Genomic DNA, 18396 nt, shown 5'->3' on the forward strand with positions numbered 1-18396 from the left:
CCTGAATGCGTTCCCTCGCCCGCATAGGCTCCGCGAGCGCGCCGACGCCTCAGCCGGCCGAGGCGGGCAGAATTCCCCAGCGACTCGACGCCCGATCCGCTACCATTTTGCGATGGCCTTTCGTTTCGTTCACACCGCCGACCTTCATCTCGACTCGCCGCTGAGGTCGCTCGCGCTGCGCAACCCCGACCTCGCCGCGCTGGTCGGCGACGCCAGCCGGCGGGCTCTGGTCGCCATCATCGATCTCTGTCTCGACGAGCAGGTCGATGCGCTGGTGATCGCCGGCGATCTCTATGACGGCGACCAGACCTCGATGAAGACGGCGCGGTTCCTGGCCAGCCAGATGGAGCGCCTGCACGCCGCCGGCATCGACGTCTTCAAGGTGCGGGGCAATCACGACGCCATGTCGCGGATCACCCAGGAGCTGATCCTGCCGCCATCGGTAAAGGTGTTCGGCGGCCGCGCCGAAGCGGTCGAGCTGAAGCGCGGCGGGCTCGACATCGTGGTGCACGGCCTCAGCTTTGCCCGACCCCACGCCCCGGAAAGCCTGCTGCCCAAGTTCCGCCGGCCGGTGGGGGATGCGGTCAATATCGGGATCATGCACACCAGCCTCGCCGGAAGCGCCGGCCATGACCTCTACGCCCCGTGCAGTGTGGCGGAGTTGCAGGGCTGGGGCTTCGACTACTGGGCGCTGGGCCATATCCACGCGCGGTCGCAGCATGAGGGTGCCGGCACCGTCGTCATGCCCGGCATTCCCCAGGGCCGCGACATCAACGAGGCGGGCCCCAAGACGGTGTCGCTCGTCACCCTCCACGACGACCGCCGCCTCACCGTCGAGCAGCGCCTCGTCAGCCTCGCCCAGTTCGAGCGGGTCGCGGTCGATCTGGGAGGCGTCGCGTCCTGGAGCGAGGCGATCGGGCTCATCGAGCGGGCGCTGGCGACGCAGCGCGAGCACACCGCCTCCGATCATCTGGTGGCGCGGCTGTCGCTCACCGGCGCGACCCCGCTGGCGTGGCGGCTGCGGCGGGACCGCGACCTCCTGCTGGCCGAGACGGAGCAACGTGCCCAGCGACTGGGCCGCACCTGGATCGACAGGATCGAGCTGGCGACAGAGGCGCCCTCCGTCGCCACGGCCGCCGGCACGGCCGATCCGCTGGTCGAACTGCGCGCCCTGATGCAGTCCGACATCGTCGGCCGTCATGCCATCCGCCAGTCCATTCGGGAGCTGGCGGAAGCCGTACGCGACGATCTTCCGCCCGATGCGCGCGGGTTCGGCGGCGAGGACGAGACCGGCTTTGAGGCGTTTCTGACCCAACTGCTGGAGGAGGGTTCGGAGGAAGTGATGGCGCGCCTCGCCCCAGCAACCGGGGACGAATGATGCGCCTGCGCCGGCTCGACCTCACCCGCTACGGGAAATTCACCGACCATCGCCTCGATTTCGGGCCCTGTCCTGAAGGCGAGCCCGACCTGCACATCGTCTACGGGCTGAACGAGGCGGGAAAGTCCACCGCGCTGGCCGGCTATCTCGACCTGCTTTTCGGCATCGAGGAGCGCAGCCGCTACAACTTCCTCCATCCCTACGGCACGATGGAAGTGGGGGCAACGCTGGAGGCGGGCGAGGAAGCGCGCGAGCTGAGGCGGGTCAAGCAACGCACCGGATCGCTGCGTGACGCGGCCGGGCAGCCGATGAACGAAGGCTGGCTCGCCGCCGCGCTGGCGGGCCTGAGCCGCGACTCCTACCGGATGATGTTTTCGCTCGACGACCAGACGCTGGAGGAAGGTGGCGACGCCATTCTCGAAAGCCGCGGCGATCTCGGCGAGCTGCTGTTCTCCGCCAGTGCCGGTCTGGCAGGCCTCGGCCGCCGGCTGGAGGAGATCGACACCGAAGCCGAGAGCATCTTCCGCAAGCGCGCCAGTTCCACCGCGATCGCCGCACTGAAGCGCCGGCTCGCCGAGCTGAAGACCCAGCGCGAGGCGATCGACGTGCAGGCCTCCGCACATGCGGCCCTGACCGCCACCCTCGCCAAGGCGGGGCAGGCCTATGACGAAGCCGCCGGCCAGCGCGCCAGCGCGCGGGCCCGGCTCGAGGATGTCGGCAGGGTGCTGCGGGCGCTGCCGCTGGCGCGCGAGCTTCACCGCATCGCCGCCGATCTGGCCGGGCTCGACGGCCTGCCGCGTCCGCCGGCGCACTGGGCCGCCGAACTCCCCCGGCTGATGGACGCCGATGCCCGCCAGCAGACCCAGCTCGCCGGCCTCGACGGCCGGTTGGACCGCCTTGGCGAAGAGATCGACGCTATCGTGCTCGATACCGCGGTTCTGGCGCTCGGCGAGCGGATCGAGCGGCTCGGCGAGGCGACCGCCCGCTTCCGCGGCGCCGAGGACGATCTGCCCAAGCGCCGCGCCAGCCTCGCCGCGCTCCAGGGGGGCATCGATGCCCTGCTGAACGCGCTCGGCCAGCCCGGCGAGCCGGAGCCGACCCGGCTGGTGCTGCCCGCCGCCACGGTCGGCACCCTTCGCGACCTGATCGAGCAGCGCTCCGGCATTGCCACGGCGCGGGATGCCGCCGCCGCCGAGGCCGAGGCCGCTGCAGCCGCGGTGGAGGCGGCGCAGGACGAACTGGCCCGGCTCGGCGACCCGCCGCCGGACGATGCGGGCCGTAGCGCCACGCTGCGGGCGCTGGTGGGCCGCCTGCGGCAGGGCGACCTTGCCGCCCGCCTGCACCTGGCAGAGCGGGAGCTGCCGCAGAGCCGTCGGCGGCTCGACCAGGCGCTGGCCGTTCTCGCGCCCTGGGTCGGCGACCCGGCGGCACTGCGGGCGGTCGAGATGCCCGAGCTGACCCGGATCGAGCACTGGCGGGGCACGCTGGCGACGCTGGAAGGCCGCCGCACCACCCATCAGAACCGCTTGCGCGAACTCGTCACCCAGCAGCGCGAGCAGGAAGCCCAGATCGCGGCGCTGGAGGCCTCCGCGGGGGCTATAGACGATGTGCGCGCCACCGCGCTGCGCGCCGAACGCGACGCCGCCTGGCGGCTCCACCGCGCCCGGCTCGACCTCGCCAGCGCGGAGGCGTTCGAGACGCGGATGCGCGAGGCGGACCATGTCGCGGACCAGCGTCTCGCCCGTGCCGACGATGTCGCCGGGCTGCGCAGCCTCGCCGCGGCCCGCGCCCTCACCCGCGCGCAGCATGAGCGCGAGAACGAACTTCTGGCCGAGGCCGAGGTCGCGCTGAGAGCACTCGACGGCCAGATCCGCCGCAGCCTGCCCTTCGCTCTTCCGGCGGAAGACGACACCGCGCAGGCCCTTGGCCGGCTGGAGCGCTGGAGCCGCCTGCGCGAGGCGGCGCTTGCCGCCTGCGACATCTGGCAGGCCGCGAAGGCCACCGCCGAGGCCGCCCATGCCGAGGGCGAGCGCGAGCGCACCCAGTTCGCCGCGCTGCTGGCGACCCCCGAGGGCAGCGCCGCCGCCCTGCCGCTGCCCGTCCTCGTCGAACGCGCCGAAGCCGCGCTGGCGCAGGCGGGCGAGCTGCGGCAGGCACGCGAGACCGCCGAGCGGCGGCTGCGTGAGCAGGAGCGCGACCTCGCCACGCGCCGGCGCGCCGCCACCGCCGCCGCCGCGGCGCTGGAGGATTGGCAGGCCCGCTGGAACGCGGCGCTGGCGTCGACCTGGTTTGCCGGGCGCGGCACCGACACCGGCGCGGTGCGCGCGGTGCTCGACGCGCTGGGCGGCCTCGCCGCCGAGCTGCCGAAGCGGGCCGACATGCAGCACCGTGTCGACACGATGGAGCAGGATCGGCAGGCCTTCGCCACCGAACTCGGCGCCCTGTATGACGCGCTCGGCATGCCGCTGGACCCGGACGCGATGCTGCCGGCGGCCCGGGCACTGGCCAACCGCCTCGACCACGCCCGGCAGGAGCTTCGCCGCCGCCGCGAGCGGGAGGCCGAGCACGCCCGGCTGCGGGCCGAGCGCGCCGCGCTCGCCGCCGACATGGCGGTGCAGGATAGCCGCAAGGCCGAGCTTCTCGCCTTCTTCGGCGTCGGCGACCTGCTGGAGGTGGGGCAGGCGCTGGCGGCCTGCGCCGCGCGGGACCGGCTGGAGCACGACCATGCCAGCGTCGCCATCCGCATCGCCGCGGAGATGCAGGCGGACAGCCTCGAAGAGGCGCTGCGCGAACTCGCCGGCCTCGATCCCGCCGCGCTGACGCGGGAGAGCGCCGAACTGGCCGGGCGCATCGAGGACCTCGACGAGCGGGTGAAGCAGCTTTTCGCCGAGCGGACGCGGGCGGCCGACCGCCTCGACGCCATCGGCGGCGACGACGCCGCCGCGCGGCTGGAAGCCGAACGGCGCACGGTGCTGCTCGACATGGAGGAGAAGGCCCTGCGCTTCCTGCGGCTCAAGACCGGCGGCCTGATCGCGGGCGAGGCGCTGCGGGCCTATCGCGACCGCCACCGCAGCTCGATGATGGAGCGCGCCTCGGACGCGTTCCGCCTCATCACCCGGGGGGCCTATTCCGGGCTCACCACCCGCCCCAACGGAGGAAGCGAGACGCTGATCGGCCTCACCGCCGCCGGGGCCTCGAAGCTCGCCTCCGACATGTCCAAGGGCACCCGGTTCCAGCTCTATCTCGCCCTGCGGCTCGCGGGTTACGAGGAATTCGCCGCCGCCCGCCCCTCGGTGCCGTTCGTGGCGGACGACATCATGGAAACCTTCGACGAGCCGCGCTCGGAAGAGGTGTTCCGGCTTTTCGCCCGCATGGCGCGGAGCGGGCAGGTCATCTACCTCACCCATCACCGGCATCTGTGCGACATCGCGCAGCGTGTCGCCCCCGAGGCGCGCCTCCACGCCCTTTCCTGAACCGCGCTCTTGTCCAGCCGCGCCGAAGGGCGATAGGCGAGGAGGATCGCCTCCGACGGGTCTGCCCCATGATTCCCTGGTCCCTGCTCGATACCGCGAAAGTGCCCGACGGCTTCGGCGATCTCCGGCTGATGAAGCGCGGGGAGGAGTTCTCCATCATGGCCGGCGCCACCGAGCTGATGAACAGCCGTCTCAGCGGGTCGGAGAAGGCGCTGGCGGATCTGGCCTGCGACCGGCTGGGCGAGCGCGCGGCGCCGCGGCTGCTCATCGGCGGGCTCGGCATGGGCTTCACCCTGCGGGCGGCGCTGGCCCGGCTCGGCCCACAGGCCGAGGTTCGGGTGGCGGAGCTGGTGCCTTCGGTGATCGCCTGGGCGCGTGGGCCGATGGCCGCGCTGTTCGGCGGCAGCCTGGACGATCCCCGCGTCAGCCTGCTGGAAGGGGATGTCGGCGCCTTCATCCGCCAGCACCGGCAGGCCTATGACGCCATCCTGCTGGATGTCGACAATGGTCCGGGCGGGCTGACCCGCGCCGCCAATGACGGGCTTTACGACCCCGTCGGCCTTGCCGCCGCCCATGCGGCGCTGAGGCCGGGCGGGCTCCTGCTGGTGTGGTCCTCGGCGCCTGACCGCGACTTCACCCAGCGCCTGCGCCGGTCCGGCTTCGCCGTGGACGAGGTGCGGGTGCGCGCCAACGGCAAGGGCGGCGGCGCGCGCCATATCATCTGGGTGGCCGCCCGTGCCGCCGGCCCGGCCGGGCCGCGGCGCTGACCCCCCTGCCGTGCCCGGCCGCCCACAGCGCCGCGAGGAGACGCCGCCCTGGAAACTTCCCTGTACCTGCCGGTCAAGCGCTTCCTGGAAGGGCTGGGTTTTGCCGTGAAGGGCGAAATCGCCGGCTGCGACCTCGTCGCGCTGTCGCCGGACGCCGACCCCGTCGTCGTCATCGGGGAGATGAAGCTCGCCTTCAATCTGGAACTTGTGCTTCAGGCCGTCGACCGCGCGGGCGCCTGTGACGAGGTGTGGTTGGCGGCGCGGGCCTCCCGCAAGGGCAAGGGGCGGGAGGCCGATGCCCGCTTCCGCAATCTCTGCCGGCGGCTCGGCTTCGGCATGCTCTCGGTCTCCGAGGCCGGCGAGGTGACGGTGCTCGTCTCCCCGGTCGCACCGATGCCGCGCAAGGACCCGCGCCGCCGCTCGCGGCTGGTGGAGGAGCATCGGCGGCGGCAGGGCGACCCGGCCATGGGCGGCATGTCGCGCCGGCCGATCATGACTGCCTACCGCCAGCAGGCGCTGGTCTGCGCCGCCGCCCTTGCCACCGGGCCCGCCCGCCCGCGCGACCTGCGGGAGCGGGCGCCGCGCGCCGCCGCCATTCTGCGCGACAATGTCTATGGCTGGTTCGAGCGCATCGGGCGCGGCGTCTATGCGCTCACCCCGGCGGGGCAGGAGGCGCTGGAGCGCTGGCCTCAGCCGGCGGCCGGCGAGACTGTGCCTGCCGGAGGGGCGGTTGAGACCGGCGGGGCTTCCGCGACCATACCCCCCGCCCGGGAGACGCCGGAGCCGTGACCACCGCGTCGCCGCCCGGCCCCGTCGGAGGGAGGGCGGCTCACGGCACGGCCACCAGCATGCGCGGCCCGGCGGGAACCGCGACACGCCCCGTGACCCGGCCGGTTGCGACCTCCACCGCCACCACTGCATCGTCCGCCCACGCCGCGACCACGGCCCGGCCGTCCGGCAGCGCGGCGACGCCTTCGGGAAAGCCGCCCACCCGGCTGCGGGCGATCACATGCCCGCTCACAGCTTCCAGCATCACGACCTCACCGCCCTGCTGGTTCGCCACGAGGACCCGCCCACCCGCGGCGTTCACCGCGACACCATAGGGCATCAGCCCCACGCGCGGCCGGATGAGCTCGGTGCGGGTCGCCGTGTCGATCACCGACAGGTCGCCGCTGCGGACATTGGCGACATAGAGCCGGGAGCCGTCCGGCGACAGCGCCAGGGCGAAAGGTGCCCGGCCGACCGGCACGCGCGCGACCCGCGTCAGTGTGGCGAGGTCGACCACGCTCACCGCGTCGCTTTCGCGGTCCGCCGTGTAGGCAATGCCGCGCATGGCATCCACGGCGAGCCCGGCGGGTGACCGCCCCACCGCGACCCGGCCGATTTCCCGGCCGGTCCCGGCGTCGAGCCGCAGCAGAGCATCGGCGCTCCAGTCAGTGACCAGCAGCCGCGCCCCCTCGCCTTCGACGGCGATGCCAAACGGTTCGGCACCGGCGTGGAAGGTGGCATCCACCGTCCCGGCGGTGCGGTCGATCCGCGAGACGAGGCCGAGATCGGGGTGGGTGACGAATATCTGGCGGCCATCCGGCGAAACCGCGACCGCCGCCGGCACCCTTGCCAGCGCCACCGTCGCCGTCGGCCGCAACGTGGCGGCGTCGATGAGCGTAAGACGGGCGGCCTGCTGGGACACCACCGCGACCAGCGTCGGGCGATCCCCCGGCTCCGCCGCACGGGCTGCCGCAACGGCGGCGAGCAGGGCGAGGCCGGCCGCGACCCGCACGGCACGCCTGAGGAGGGCCGCAAAGGGGGTAGCGCCGCGCCGACTCGCCGGCGCAGGTCCCGGTAGGACAGGCCGCGCCGTGTGCGGCCTCACGGCGCCGTCACCTTCGCCTTGAGGCCTTCGAGACCCGCGCGGAAGAAGGTCGTCATGGCGGCGATGGCCGCCTCGTCGTTCAGGTTATCCGGCGGCTCGTTGGTGGTGTCGGCGCGGTAGAACCGGGCAATCCAGACGACTTCGCTGCCGCCGGGAGCGTCCTTCACCTGGATTTCCGCGGTGTAGAAGCTCACCGGCAGAGCCTCGATGTTTTCCTTGGACAGGCGATAGGCGTAGCGCCGCTCGGCCGCGCTGTAGTCGTCGAGCCCGTCGGTGATCTCGCCCGTCGCCAGCGTCAGCACCCGCTCGGCGCCGGGGGCATCGCCGCCGGTGGCGCTGGCCTGCTTCACCAGCGGGTGCCAGCCGGCAATGCCGCCGAAGGCGCCGAGCACCTTCCACACCGCCTCCGGCGGGGCGGGAATGATGACGCTCTCCTCCACCTTCTGTGGCGTCGGCCCGTGGGCCTCGGCGGGCGCGAAGCAGGCGAATGTCAACAGCACGGCGGCGAGAAGCCTCTCGATCATGGGCGGGCGTTTCCTTGTGAGGTGACGGGCGGGGATGATGGGTGGGAGCGACGGGCTGCGCGTCGGCCAAGGGGCATCAGATGGGCCAGCACCAGCGCCAGCAGCGCGAGCGCGGCCGGCAGCGGGTAGGTCTCGACGAGCGCCCGGACCGGGCGAGGTTCGGTGGCGGCAAGCACCGCACCCGCCAGGTTGTCGGGCGACTCCAGCCGCGCATAGCCAAGCCCGAGCTGGGCGGCGAGCGCGCGCAGATGCTCTTCGCGCAGTGCGCTCAGATGTTCGGTGCCGGAGGCGGCCTCCGCCCCCCAGGGCGCGTTGCGCGGGTTGTAGCCGGGGCGGCTCTCCGCATCGGCCGGGGGCGGGCCGGAGCGGTTTTCCTGTGGCACGTCGGCCTCGGCGTAGAAGCCGGTCTCGCGGCCATCCTCGTCGAATTTGGGGATCGGTGCCGGCTCGGGGCCGCCGACGCCCACCAGAAGGCCGTGAACCGGCGGCCCCGAGCGCTCGAAGGGCGGCAGGCCGGCCGCTGGCGCCGGCGGCGCCTCGTGGCCGTCGGTGAGGAAGACGAGGTCGGCCCTCACCGCCTGCGCCAGCTCCCAGCCCGACTGGGCGCCGCGGGCGATGTAGCTGTCGCCCTCCCACGCCATGCGCCAGTCCAGCGCGGCGAGTTCGGCATCGAGCGGGGCGAAGTTGCCGCAGACCTCCGCCGGCTCGAACAGCAGGAAGCTGCGGCGTTCGGTGAAGACGGCAAGGCCCACCCGGGACGAGCAGGGCAGGGCGGCCAGCAGGTCGCGCAGCGCGCGCTTGGCGACCTCAAGGCGGGAGGTGGGGCGGCCATCCACGGTATAATCGCGCACATTCATGCTGCCGGTGATGTCGACCACCAGCAGCAGGTCGCGGGCGCTGCGCGGCCGCTCGATCCGCGGCGCCAGCAGGGCCGCGCAGGTCGCGGCCAGCGCGGCCAGCAGCAGTCCGAACCGGCGGTCGAGGCCGATGCGGCGGCTGAGGCGGCGGCTCATGGCAGGCCCTTCGGAATGCCGGGAAGGTCGGTCCACAACCGCTTGGCGGCCTCCGGCGGCGGCTCCTCGCCGTCCTGGTCGAGCTGGGGGAAATCCCGCACCAGCCGCATGGCGATGTCGAGATTGTACTTGGCGTCCCAGAAGCTGGGGTCGATCAGCAGGGCGCGGCGGTAGCTGTCCTTGGCGAGGCGGACCAGCGGGATGGCCGCGTCGATCTGGCCGACCTCGAGATGCTCCAACGCCTTGCGCAACCTTGCATTTGCGGTGTCGTAGAGCGCCGCCGCGGCCAGCGCCGGCGCGCCCCGGGCGACCACCGCGGCCAGCACCGGGCGGGCCTCGTCGAGCCGGCCGCGCAGCAGCAGGAAGTGGAGGCGCGCCATCGCGGCCTCCGGTCCGGCGGCCGGGCCGAGCGGCAGGTCCCTGCCCGCGGCCAGCGCGTCGATGGCGGCATTGTCCCGCGCCGCCCGCGCCAGCCGCCAGCCGGCGGTCCCGACCCCGATCAGGCTCGCCGCCAGCACCGCCAGCGTCGCCCAGAGCAGGAACCGGCGCACCGACGGGCGCGGGAGGGACAGGCTCCGGCGAGCCGGGCGCGGCGGCGGGACGATGGCGAACGCGCTCATGCCGCGAGCCTCCGGGGTCGCATGGGTTCCTCATTGGAATCAAGTGGTTGCGGACGGCGGGCCAGCGGCCGCTCGGCGGCCTTGGCGGCAAGCAGCAGCGCCAGCGCCATGGCGGCGACGCCGAGCAGCGCCGGGGCATAGTCGCGGCGGGGCACCCGCTCGATGTAGCGCAGAGGCCGGGTTTCCTGCCGGTCGATCTCGGCGATGGCCTGCCCGACCGCCTCCGGGCTGCCCGCCTCGAACGCCCGGTAGGGCACGCCAAGGCTTTGAAGAAACAGATGAAGATGCCGTTCCGGGTTGGCCTGCGGGGTATTCTCGCCGGGCGGCGGCGCCTCGAAGATGCCCCGGGCGCCACGAGAACGGAGGAACAGCCAGTAGAGATGCACCGGGTTGCGCGCCACCTCGTCGCGCAGGGCCTCCTGCACCTTGCGGTCGATCAGCGCCGCGCCGTCCGACACCAGCACCACGGCGCGGGAAGCCTCGTCGCTGTCGCTGCCGAAACTGGCCAAGGCGAGGGCGAGGCCGCGGCCGACATCGGTGAAGGAGAGGCCGGGACGGTCGATCGCGGCGATGGCGGCCAGCACCGCGCCGTGGTGATCGGTCAGCGGCAGCACCGGCATGGGCGAGGTGGAAAACGCCACCACCCCGATCCGGTCATTGGGCCGCCGGGTCACGAACTCCGACAGCAAACGCTTTGCTGCCAAGGACTTGGACTCCACGTCGCCGGAAGGCGCGCGGTCGGCGAAGGTGTTGTCCATGCTGGAGGAGCGGTCCAGCAGCAGCACCACATGGGCGCCCTGCCCCTCCCGCTCGACCAACTGGGCGCGGCGGTGGAGGCCCGCCAGCGCCAGCACCAGCGCGGCGATCGCCAGCATCCCGGCGAGGCGGATAGACCCGGCGACGAGGCGGGACAGCCGGTCCGGCGGCGCCAGCGCCAGCGCCGGCACCCCCTGCCGCGCCAGCGGCGAGGCGACGAGCGGCAGGAGGGACAGGAAAAGCCCCAACAACACAAGGGGATAATCCACCCCAAGGGTCTCGGCCCCGAGCCCGGCGGGCAGCAGCGTCGTAAGCACCATCACCCCCTCCGCTCCAGCCGGGCGAGCCGCCGGGCGAGGCCGCCAAGCTCCGCCGCCGGCAGGCAAGTCTTTGCGATGTCTATGTTTTCTCCGAAGAAGGCGAGGCGCGAGGCGGCGAACAGCCGGCGGATCTCCGGTGCGGCGGCGGCAAGGCCGGGGCGGGCGGCGAGGAAGCCGTCGAGGTCGTCCGCCAGCAGCCGCCGGCCGGCGCTGGCGTCGAAGGCGCGGTGCAGCTCCAGCAGCGCCGCGGCATAGGAGGATGAGTGCGGTGAGGTGGACGATGAGTCCATTTCGCCGGCCGATGCGTCCAGCCGGCGCCGCACCCGCCGGGCGGCGGCGGCGAAGGGGCGGGAGGCCCCCGGCCGGAACGGCCACCACCCCATCTGGAAGGCCAGCGCGGCGAGGGCGAGGAGGCCCGCCCCGCCGGCGGCGGCGAGCTGGGCGAGGGCCCCGCCGGTCGGCACCGGGCGGGCGCCGGCATCGGGCCGCAGCCGCAGCGCCTCGCCGGGGGCGGCCCCGCTCACCTCGCGCAGCGGCGACATGAGGAAGGACCACGCCGGCACCCGGGCCTCGACCCGGCGGGTGCCGTCGGTGGCGGCGAGCATCACCGCCGGCACCTCCAGCCGCTTCGGCTCCAGCGGGGCGTAGAAGGTCTGGTAGCCGAGGTGGAGGCGGTAGCGGCGGGCGCCGTCGTGGCGGCCGAGGTCTTCCAGCCGGACCTCGCGCAGCTCCAGCCAGTAGGTCACCGCGCGCGGGCGCGGCAGCGCGGCGGCGTCCAGCGTGAAGGCGGGGTCGAGCGCGATCTCGACCTGATGGGAGAAGGCATCGCCGAGGACATAGCCGAAGGCGCGCGGGGCGTAGAGATCGACCGCGCGCACGCCGCCGCCGGCAGCCGGGGCCGGCGCCGCCTCGCCGGCGGGTGCCGGAGCGGCCTCCTCGCCCGTGCCGGTGTCCCGCGAGGTGTCGACCTGGGCCCGCGCCGGCGCAGCGGGAAAGGCCGCGGCGAGCGGCCCGGCGAGGAGGCCGGCGATCAGGCAGGGCAGCCACCGCGCGCGCATCTCAGCCCCCCAGCAGGTGGCGGGCGAAGGCCTCGGGGTCGAACCGGTCGACCAGCTCGAACGGACGGGCGCCGTGGCGGCGGAACCGGGCCTCCAGCGCCGCCCGCCGCTCGGCCGCCGCGCGCTGCCAGCGCGCCCGCAGCGCCGGGCGCAGCAGCACCAGCCGGCTGCGCCCGGTTTCGAGGTCCGCGAGATCGACGAGGCCCCAGCGCGGCAGGCCGGCCTGCGTCGCGCTGTCGCGCAGCACCACCGGCACCACCTCGTGCCGCCACAGCGCGGCGAGCACCCGCTCCACCGCCTCTTCCGGCATGAGGAAATCGGAGATGAGGAAGACGAGGCTGCGCCGCGCCGGCAGGCGGCCGGCGGCCTCCGCCAGCCCGTCGCTGCCGGTGCCGGCGGCAGGCGCGCCGCGCAGCCGGCGCAGCACCTCGGCGCCGAGGCCGCGCCGCCGGGTCGGCGGCAGGTCCAGCTCCGGCCGGGCGGCAGGCCCGGCGGCGAGCAGGGCAAAGCTGTCGCCCATGGCCTGCGCGGCGTCGGCCAGCAGGGCGCAGAGTTCCGCCGCCGGCCCCGGCAGCGTCGCGTTGAAGCCCATCGAGCCGGAGGTGTCGACCAGCGCCGCCACGGTGATCGCCCGCCGGGGCGAGAACTGGCGCACATGCAGCCCGCCAAAGGGGTCGCGCAGCGAGGCCAGCACGTCGAGCCGGCGCGGATCGGGGCTGCGCAGCAGCTCGGCATGGCGGCGAAAGGCGCCCTCCCCGCCCTCCCCCGCCCCGGCATGGCCGCCGGGGTGCACGCCGCGCGGGCGCCAGCGCAGCGCATAGGCGAGCTGGCCCACCGCCTCCCGCCGCGCCTCGGAACCCGCCGCCGGGGACGGCCCCGGCGTACCCCGCGCCGGGGTGGCGCCGGTCGCGCCACCGCCGCCGCCTCTCAGGAAGCGGGTGATGACACCCCCGGCACCCCTCATGGCGCCGGCACCCGGGCGAAGACCTGGGCGATCAGCTCGCCGACGATCTCCCCCCGCCTCAGCTCATAGACCGGGTCGAGGAAGATGCGGTGCGCCATCACCTCGGGGAACACCGCGCGCAGATCCTCCGGCACCACCATGTCGCGGCCTTCCAGCCACGCCCGCACCCGGGCGGCGCGCACGAGATAGGACATGCCGCGCGGGCTGGCGCCGCCGGCGACGAGCCGCGCCATGTCGACGCCGGGCACCACCACGCCGGCCGCCGCGGGATCGCGCAGCGCCGCCCAGAGCGCGGTGGTGTAGACCTCCAGCACCGGGCTCGCATGGATGCCGGCCTGGATGGCGCGGGCCACCTTCTCCAGCCCCGCCGGATCGAGCACGCCTTCCGCCACGGTCCCAACCAGCGCGTCGACGTCGTGGAAGCGGGGATCGAAGATCAGCCGGCGGCGGTCCTCGGCGCCGAGCGGCATGCCGACCTCGATCTCCATGAGGAAACGGTCGCGGGCCGCCGCCGGCAGCTCGAAGGTCTCCTCCCGCTCGACCCGGTTGCGGTCGGCGAAGACCTGGAGATGGGGAAAGACGTAGTCGCGGTTGAAGGCGGCGACCGAGCGCTCCGCCATCAGCCGCAGCAGCAGGGAATGCACCTGCGGGCGGGCGCGGTTGATCTCGTTGAAGAAGAAGATGGAGAGATCGCCGGCCTGCTTCAGCAGCGGGCCGGGGTCGATGCGCGGCCGGCCGTCCTCGCCGAGATGGGCGTGGTAGACCAGATCGGCCGGCATCAGGTCGATGGTGCCCTCGATGCGGGAGAAGGCGCCGCCGATGGCGCGGGCCACCGCGCGCAGCAGGGTGGTCTTGCCGACGCCGACATCGCCTTCCAGCAGCACATGGCCGCGGGCGAAGGTGGCGATGGTGATGAGGCGGATGACCCGCGCCTGACCCAGCACCGCCTTGCCGACCTCGCGCTCGAAGGCCAGCGCGCGGGCGCGCCAGTCGCCGAGCGGCTCCATCTCCCGGATCACGCGCATGCGCGCCTCTCCCTGCTGCGGCCGGCGGCCCGGCGGCCTGCGGTCGGCGTTGCGGCGCCTGTGCGCCCTGTCGTTAGGGTTTGCGGCGCAGGCGCCGCAGGGCGGGTTTGCGGCGCCGGTGCGCCGCAGGGGCCGGGCTTGCGGCGCCTGCCGGTAAAGGGCGCGGCCACGGCCGGGAGACCGGCTCCCCCGTGGCCGCGCCAAGTGCCCACCAGACCGGGAAACCCCGGAGGAACGCGTCGCCGGGCCGGAGAGCGCCGGCGGCACAGGTGGGTCCGGCCAAGCTCAGTTCGGAATCTTGCTGACGTCGTAGACGAAGGTGCCGGTCTTCTGGAAATACTCGACCCGCCGGGCGTTGCGCTCTTCCATCGCCTGGATCGACTGGGACTGCTTGTTCAGCTCCTTGGGGTCGTGCTTGGGATCGTATTTCGAGCCCGCGACCTGCGCGGGATAGCCGGGCTTGGGTTCCCAGCAATTGCCCGGCGCCTTGCAGGTGGTGCCGTCATAGGCGGCGGCAACGCCGGCAAGGCCGAGGCTGAGGCCGCCGGCAACGGTGGCGGCGAGGAGGGAATGGACGGCGCGGCGCGTGGTGATGCTCATCATGTGCTCCTGATCGTTTCCTCGGGACGTCGCTTCTGGACGCTCTTTTCGTGGTGCCGGGCCGCTGCGGCCCGGGCCGTCCGGCGCCGCCCGGCTCAGTCGGGCTTGGCGCCGCCGCACTCCGGCGGCATCACATCCGACGGCTCGATGTGGGTGGAGGTGGCGTTGAAGGGCTTGAACTCCTTGCGCTGGGCTTCGGTCAGCCAGGTCGCGGTCTGGGGATCGCCGGTGTAGAGGTGGCGGATCCACGCCATCACCAGCAGCATCTCGTTGAGGTTCAGCGCGCCGTACATCGGGCCCATCTGGCCCTGCGCGCCGCCGAAGATGGTCTCGAAGATGCCCTGGTCGGTCTCGTTCTTCGGGTAGGTCCAGTAGCTGTCGTTCAGCCCCGGCCCGATCTTGCCCTCGGCATAGTGGCCATGGCAGCCCGAACACATGGAGAGGAACAGCTCATGGCCCTTGGCGAGGCAGATCTTGTCCTCGTTGTAGATGTTCGTGCCGGTTTCGAGGAAGGTCTTCACCGCCCGGGTGTCGCGGCCCTCCTCGGGCGCCTCGTTCAGGTCGAGCGGCTGGCCGGTCACGGTGTTGGTGAACATCAGCGTGGCGTGGGCACCCCAGCCGAGCGTTCCGACGGCAAGCAGGACGGCGGCCGTCCGGAGCAGGGTTTTTCTCATTGGACCTCTGGGACCTCTCGGGGATCTCTGCGATCGGGCGGCGGCGGCCACGACGGGTCGCGGGCACCCCCGCGGCGGCCGCCGGCCGGCATCAGCTGTTCGGCTTGAGGAGCGGGATGCCTTCCTCGGTGAGGATGGCCTCGATGCCGGGGCGCGCCGTTTCCAGCGCGGCGTTGATCTCGGCCATCAGCGCGGTGTCGTCCTTGCGCACGCCGATCGCCTGGTCGTAGTGCAGCGGAATGGTCGGCCGGCCCTCGCCCTGGTCGAGGTCGTTCGCGATCACCGTCATGCGCAGCGGCGTGGTGGAGGTCTTGACGTAGCGCGCGACCTCCGGGGCGAAGGCGAGCCCGACCTCGGCCTCCCCACCCGCCACCTCGCTGACGAGGCGATCGCCCGGAACCTGCACCCACTGGTTGCGTCGCGACTTGAAATTCACCAGCGAGTACATGTAGGCGGCGTTGTCCTCGAACCGGCCGAGGCGCTTCACGATGGTCTCCGCCGGGGAATAGAAGCGGATCGCGAAGCGGCTCATGCCCTGGATCTGCGGGTCGTCCCAGCGGGTGGCGGTGATGTTGCGGTCGGCCCGGGTCACCATCACGTAGCCGGTGCGGTAATAGGGCCGGGAGACCAGCACCCGGGGATCGCCGACATCGACGCCCATCACCACGTCGCAGGCGTTCTTGTCGAGCAGGTCGCGCACGAGATAGATGCCGGGCTGGTCGGTGCGGACGAACACCGCGGTGCGGCCCATCGCCTTCGCCAGCACCTCGGCGATGCGGTCCTCGAAGCCGGAGCCGTCCTTCTCGGAGAACGGCGCCTCGACATTGGAGGCGCAGATGCGCAGCGCGCCGGGCGCGCGGGCGGCGCCGGGCGAGGCGGGCACGCCGGTGCCGGCGGCACCGGCCGCGACGGGCGCGGCGGCGAGCAGCCCGGCGGCCAGCGCGCCGACCGCGCGGCCGGCGGCGGCACGGCGGCAGAAGCGGGAAAGCGCGTGGGTCACGGTGGTGTTCCTCTCGGTGCGGCCCGCCGCGGATGGGGCGCGGACGGGTCCGGCAGGGCGCGGCGCCGCCGGGGCGGGGCCGGCCTCGATGCGGAGAAGGGGCCGCCCGCGCCGGGGGAGCGGCGGCGGGCGGCGGGCGGTTCGCGGGATCAGCCGCCGGTCTTGATGAGGGTGGAGTATTCGCCGAGGTTCGGGTCGTCATAGGGACCCTTGCCGTCGAGCGAGAACACCATCACGCCGCCGCCCATCTGGGTGTAGTGCTGGAGCTGCTTGAACGCGCCGACCGAGCCGAGGCCGGCGGTGGGATCGTTCAGGTCGAACACCAGGCCGACGCCCGGCCAGCCGCCGACGCCGTAATAGATGGCGACGTACTGCACGCCCTTGTGGGTGTAGGTCATGGGGTGGCCGATGACGCCGGAAGGCAGCTTGAACTTCCACAGCAGCTCGCCGGTGTCGCTGTCGCGGGCCTTGATGAAGCCGTCCAGCGTTCCGTAGAACATCACGCCGCCGGCGGTGGCGAGGGTGCCGCCCCAGGCCGCGAAGCGCTCCATCACCTCCCACTTGTACTTGTTGTTGATGGCGTCATAGGCCTTCACCTGGCCGAGGCCCTCATACTTCTGCCGGTCGCCCTTGGGGCCGGGATACATGTTCAGCGTCGCGCCGACGAAGAACTGGCCCGCCCGGTAGGGCAGCATGAAGGGCTCCCAGTCCATGCAGATGTGGTTGATGCCCATGAAGAAGGTCTGGCGCTGCGGGTCGTAGCTGTCATGACCCTGGTTGTGGTAGCCCATGGCCGAGGGACAGATGTCGCGGCCCTTGTGGTCCATCCGGGTGCCGTATTCCGGGTCGCGCTGCGGCAGGCCGGTCTTGAGGTCGACCTGCTTCACCCAGTTCACGGTGTCGTCGATCTTGTCGGCCGAGACGAGGTCGCCATTGGTGCGGTCGAGCGTGTAGACGATGCCGTTGCGGTCGGGGTGGGTCAGCAGCTTGCGCAGCTTGCCGGTCTTGTCCTTCTGCTCGGAGAGCATCATGACGTTGACGCCGGCATAGTCCCATTCGTCGTGCGGGGTCTTCTGGTAGCCGAATTTGGCCATGCCGGTGTCGATGTCGCGGCCCCAGATGGTCATGGTCCACTTGTTGTCGCCGGGGCGCATGGTCTCGTTCCACGGCGCCGGGTTGCCCGAGCCGTAGTAGAACATGTTGGTGTCGGGGTCGAAGGCGTACCAGCCCCAGTTGGTGCCGCCGCCGATCTTCCACGCCTCGCCTTCCCAGGTGGCCTGGCCGAGGCCCTTCTGGCCGTATTGCGGGTTGGCGCTGTTGAAGTCGTCGGCGAGGCGGACGTCGTTGTCCGGGCCGGTGGCGTAGGCGCGCCACTTCTGCGCGCCGGTCACCACATCATAGGCGGTGACATAGCCGCGCACGCCGAGCTCGGCGCCGGACGAGCCGATCAGCACGGTGTCCTTCACCACATAGGGGGCGATGGTGAGGGTGGAGCCGACCTTGATGTCGGAATTCTCCAGCTTCCAGTATTCCTCGCCGGTGTCGGCCTTCAGCGCGACCACATTGCCGTCGAGCTGGGTCTTGATGATCAGCGGGCCGACCTTGCCGTTGCCGGGCCAGTAGGCGAGGCCGCGATTGACCACGTCGCAGCAGGCGACCGCGCGGGCGGTGGCGTTCTGCTTGGGCTTGTGCTGCCACAGGATGTGGCCGGGATCGTCGAGGCCGAGCGCGAAGGTGGTGTTGGGGAAGGGCGAATGGACATACATCACCCCGTCAACCACCAGGGGCGTGCCCTCATGGCCCGACAGCACGCCGGTGGAGAATGACCACGCCGCCTTCAGGTTCTTCACGTTCTGCTTGTTGATCTGGTCAGCTTCGCTGTAGTTGTTGGCGCTGTAGTTCTTGCCGGTCATCGGCCAGTTGTCGGTGCTTTTCGACAGCTCGACGAGCTTGTCGTTGGCGTGCGCCGGCGCGATGCCGCAGGTCAGCGCAGCCGCCGCGCCGAGCGCGACGACGAGCGACAGCGCGGACACCGAAGACGTCAGTCGGTTCATCTTGACTTCCCTCGCGTTTCCAGTCCCAGGACACCCATGTCCGTCCCGCTGGGCGGGATGCGGCGCGGGCTGTTATGCCCCGCCGGACCGCAGCCCACCGCCGCATCGCGGCGGGTGGAGCTGTTCGGGCGGCGGGGATTTCTTATGAAGATCTAAGTATATATTGGCGTTGTTGTGCGCACAGTTTGCGCGTCCGGCGGCCCGTGTCTGCGGCAAGCCCGGCAATTAGAACCGGGAAGTTGCGGCAAGATACCGGGAAGTTTTCCCTGTTCCGCAGCGGAGCGGGCCGGTAGGGGG

At 72.5% G+C, this 18396-nt stretch carries 16 protein-coding genes; 4 read left to right on the forward strand and 12 right to left on the reverse strand.

Annotated features, from left to right (window positions below):
- The first annotated feature begins 112 nt into the window (after nucleotides 1–112).
- The 4 genes from KHC27_RS07875 to KHC27_RS07890 all read left to right on the forward strand — a co-directional run bounded on the left by KHC27_RS07875 (nucleotide 113) and on the right by KHC27_RS07890 (nucleotide 6407).
- The gene (locus KHC27_RS07875) at nucleotides 113–1378 is read left to right on the forward strand and encodes a metallophosphoesterase family protein (protein WP_213337201.1); all 1266 of its coding nucleotides are present in this window, start codon (nucleotides 113–115) and stop codon (nucleotides 1376–1378) included.
- Nucleotides 1375–4851, forward strand: a complete 3477-nt coding sequence (locus KHC27_RS07880) for an AAA family ATPase (RefSeq protein WP_213337204.1) — start codon at nucleotides 1375–1377, stop codon at nucleotides 4849–4851. Before KHC27_RS07875 ends, KHC27_RS07880 begins: the two co-directional genes overlap by 4 nt.
- A 68-nt stretch (nucleotides 4852–4919) precedes the next feature.
- Nucleotides 4920–5618: a spermidine synthase gene (locus KHC27_RS07885; RefSeq protein ID WP_213337206.1), complete on the forward strand. Its 699-nt coding sequence runs from the start codon at nucleotides 4920–4922 to the stop codon at nucleotides 5616–5618.
- A 48-nt stretch (nucleotides 5619–5666) separates the two neighbouring features.
- A complete protein-coding gene (locus KHC27_RS07890; RefSeq protein ID WP_213337362.1) occupies nucleotides 5667–6407 on the forward strand; it encodes a DUF2161 domain-containing phosphodiesterase in 741 nt (246 codons plus the stop codon).
- 40 nt (nucleotides 6408–6447) lie between these two features.
- On the opposite strand, the gene KHC27_RS07895 is transcribed toward KHC27_RS07890, so the two are convergent.
- The 12 genes from KHC27_RS07895 to KHC27_RS07950 all read right to left on the reverse strand — a co-directional run bounded on the left by KHC27_RS07895 (nucleotide 6448) and on the right by KHC27_RS07950 (nucleotide 18099).
- Entirely contained in the window at nucleotides 6448–7398 is a 951-nt protein-coding gene (locus KHC27_RS07895; RefSeq protein ID WP_343210861.1) for a YncE family protein, read from the reverse strand.
- Between the two features lie 89 nt (nucleotides 7399–7487).
- Nucleotides 7488–8015, reverse strand: coding sequence for an SRPBCC family protein (locus tag KHC27_RS07900; RefSeq protein ID WP_213337210.1), 528 nt, complete (start codon nucleotides 8013–8015; stop codon nucleotides 7488–7490).
- Nucleotides 8012–9028: a vWA domain-containing protein gene (locus KHC27_RS07905; protein ID WP_213337212.1), complete on the reverse strand. Its 1017-nt coding sequence runs from the start codon at nucleotides 9026–9028 to the stop codon at nucleotides 8012–8014. The genes KHC27_RS07900 and KHC27_RS07905 overlap by 4 nt, the downstream gene beginning before the upstream one ends.
- Complete coding sequence (locus KHC27_RS07910) at nucleotides 9025–9648, reverse strand: hypothetical protein (RefSeq protein WP_246519734.1); 624 nt, start codon at nucleotides 9646–9648, stop codon at nucleotides 9025–9027. Before KHC27_RS07910 ends, KHC27_RS07905 begins: the two co-directional genes overlap by 4 nt.
- Nucleotides 9645–10724, reverse strand: a complete 1080-nt coding sequence (locus tag KHC27_RS07915; RefSeq protein WP_213337214.1) for a vWA domain-containing protein — start codon at nucleotides 10722–10724, stop codon at nucleotides 9645–9647. The genes KHC27_RS07910 and KHC27_RS07915 overlap by 4 nt, the downstream gene beginning before the upstream one ends.
- Nucleotides 10724–11782, reverse strand: a complete 1059-nt coding sequence (locus tag KHC27_RS07920; RefSeq protein WP_213337217.1) for a nonribosomal peptide synthetase MxaA — start codon at nucleotides 11780–11782, stop codon at nucleotides 10724–10726. Before KHC27_RS07920 ends, KHC27_RS07915 begins: the two co-directional genes overlap by 1 nt.
- Nucleotide 11783: 1 nt before the next feature.
- Nucleotides 11784–12746 (reverse strand): DUF58 domain-containing protein, encoded by a 963-nt coding sequence (locus tag KHC27_RS07925; protein ID WP_246519735.1) that lies wholly within the window; start codon nucleotides 12744–12746, stop codon nucleotides 11784–11786.
- Nucleotides 12743–13771 (reverse strand): AAA family ATPase, encoded by a 1029-nt coding sequence (locus tag KHC27_RS07930; RefSeq protein WP_213337220.1) that lies wholly within the window; start codon nucleotides 13769–13771, stop codon nucleotides 12743–12745. The genes KHC27_RS07925 and KHC27_RS07930 overlap by 4 nt, the downstream gene beginning before the upstream one ends.
- 285 nt (nucleotides 13772–14056) lie before the next feature.
- Nucleotides 14057–14371, reverse strand: a complete 315-nt coding sequence (locus tag KHC27_RS07935) for a methanol dehydrogenase [cytochrome c] subunit (RefSeq protein WP_213337222.1) — start codon at nucleotides 14369–14371, stop codon at nucleotides 14057–14059.
- A gap of 95 nt (nucleotides 14372–14466) precedes the next feature.
- Entirely contained in the window at nucleotides 14467–15045 is a 579-nt protein-coding gene (moxG, locus tag KHC27_RS07940) for a cytochrome c(L), periplasmic (protein ID WP_213337224.1), read from the reverse strand.
- A gap of 91 nt (nucleotides 15046–15136) precedes the next feature.
- Nucleotides 15137–16045 (reverse strand): methanol oxidation system protein MoxJ, encoded by a 909-nt coding sequence (moxJ, locus tag KHC27_RS07945; RefSeq protein ID WP_343210862.1) that lies wholly within the window; start codon nucleotides 16043–16045, stop codon nucleotides 15137–15139.
- A 149-nt stretch (nucleotides 16046–16194) separates the two neighbouring features.
- Nucleotides 16195–18099, reverse strand: a complete 1905-nt coding sequence (locus tag KHC27_RS07950) for a methanol/ethanol family PQQ-dependent dehydrogenase (protein ID WP_213337226.1) — start codon at nucleotides 18097–18099, stop codon at nucleotides 16195–16197.
- Nucleotides 18100–18396: the final 297 nt, after the last annotated feature.

This window comes from Ancylobacter lacus, from assembly GCF_018390635.1.
GTDB lineage: Bacteria > Pseudomonadota > Alphaproteobacteria > Rhizobiales > Xanthobacteraceae > Ancylobacter > Ancylobacter lacus.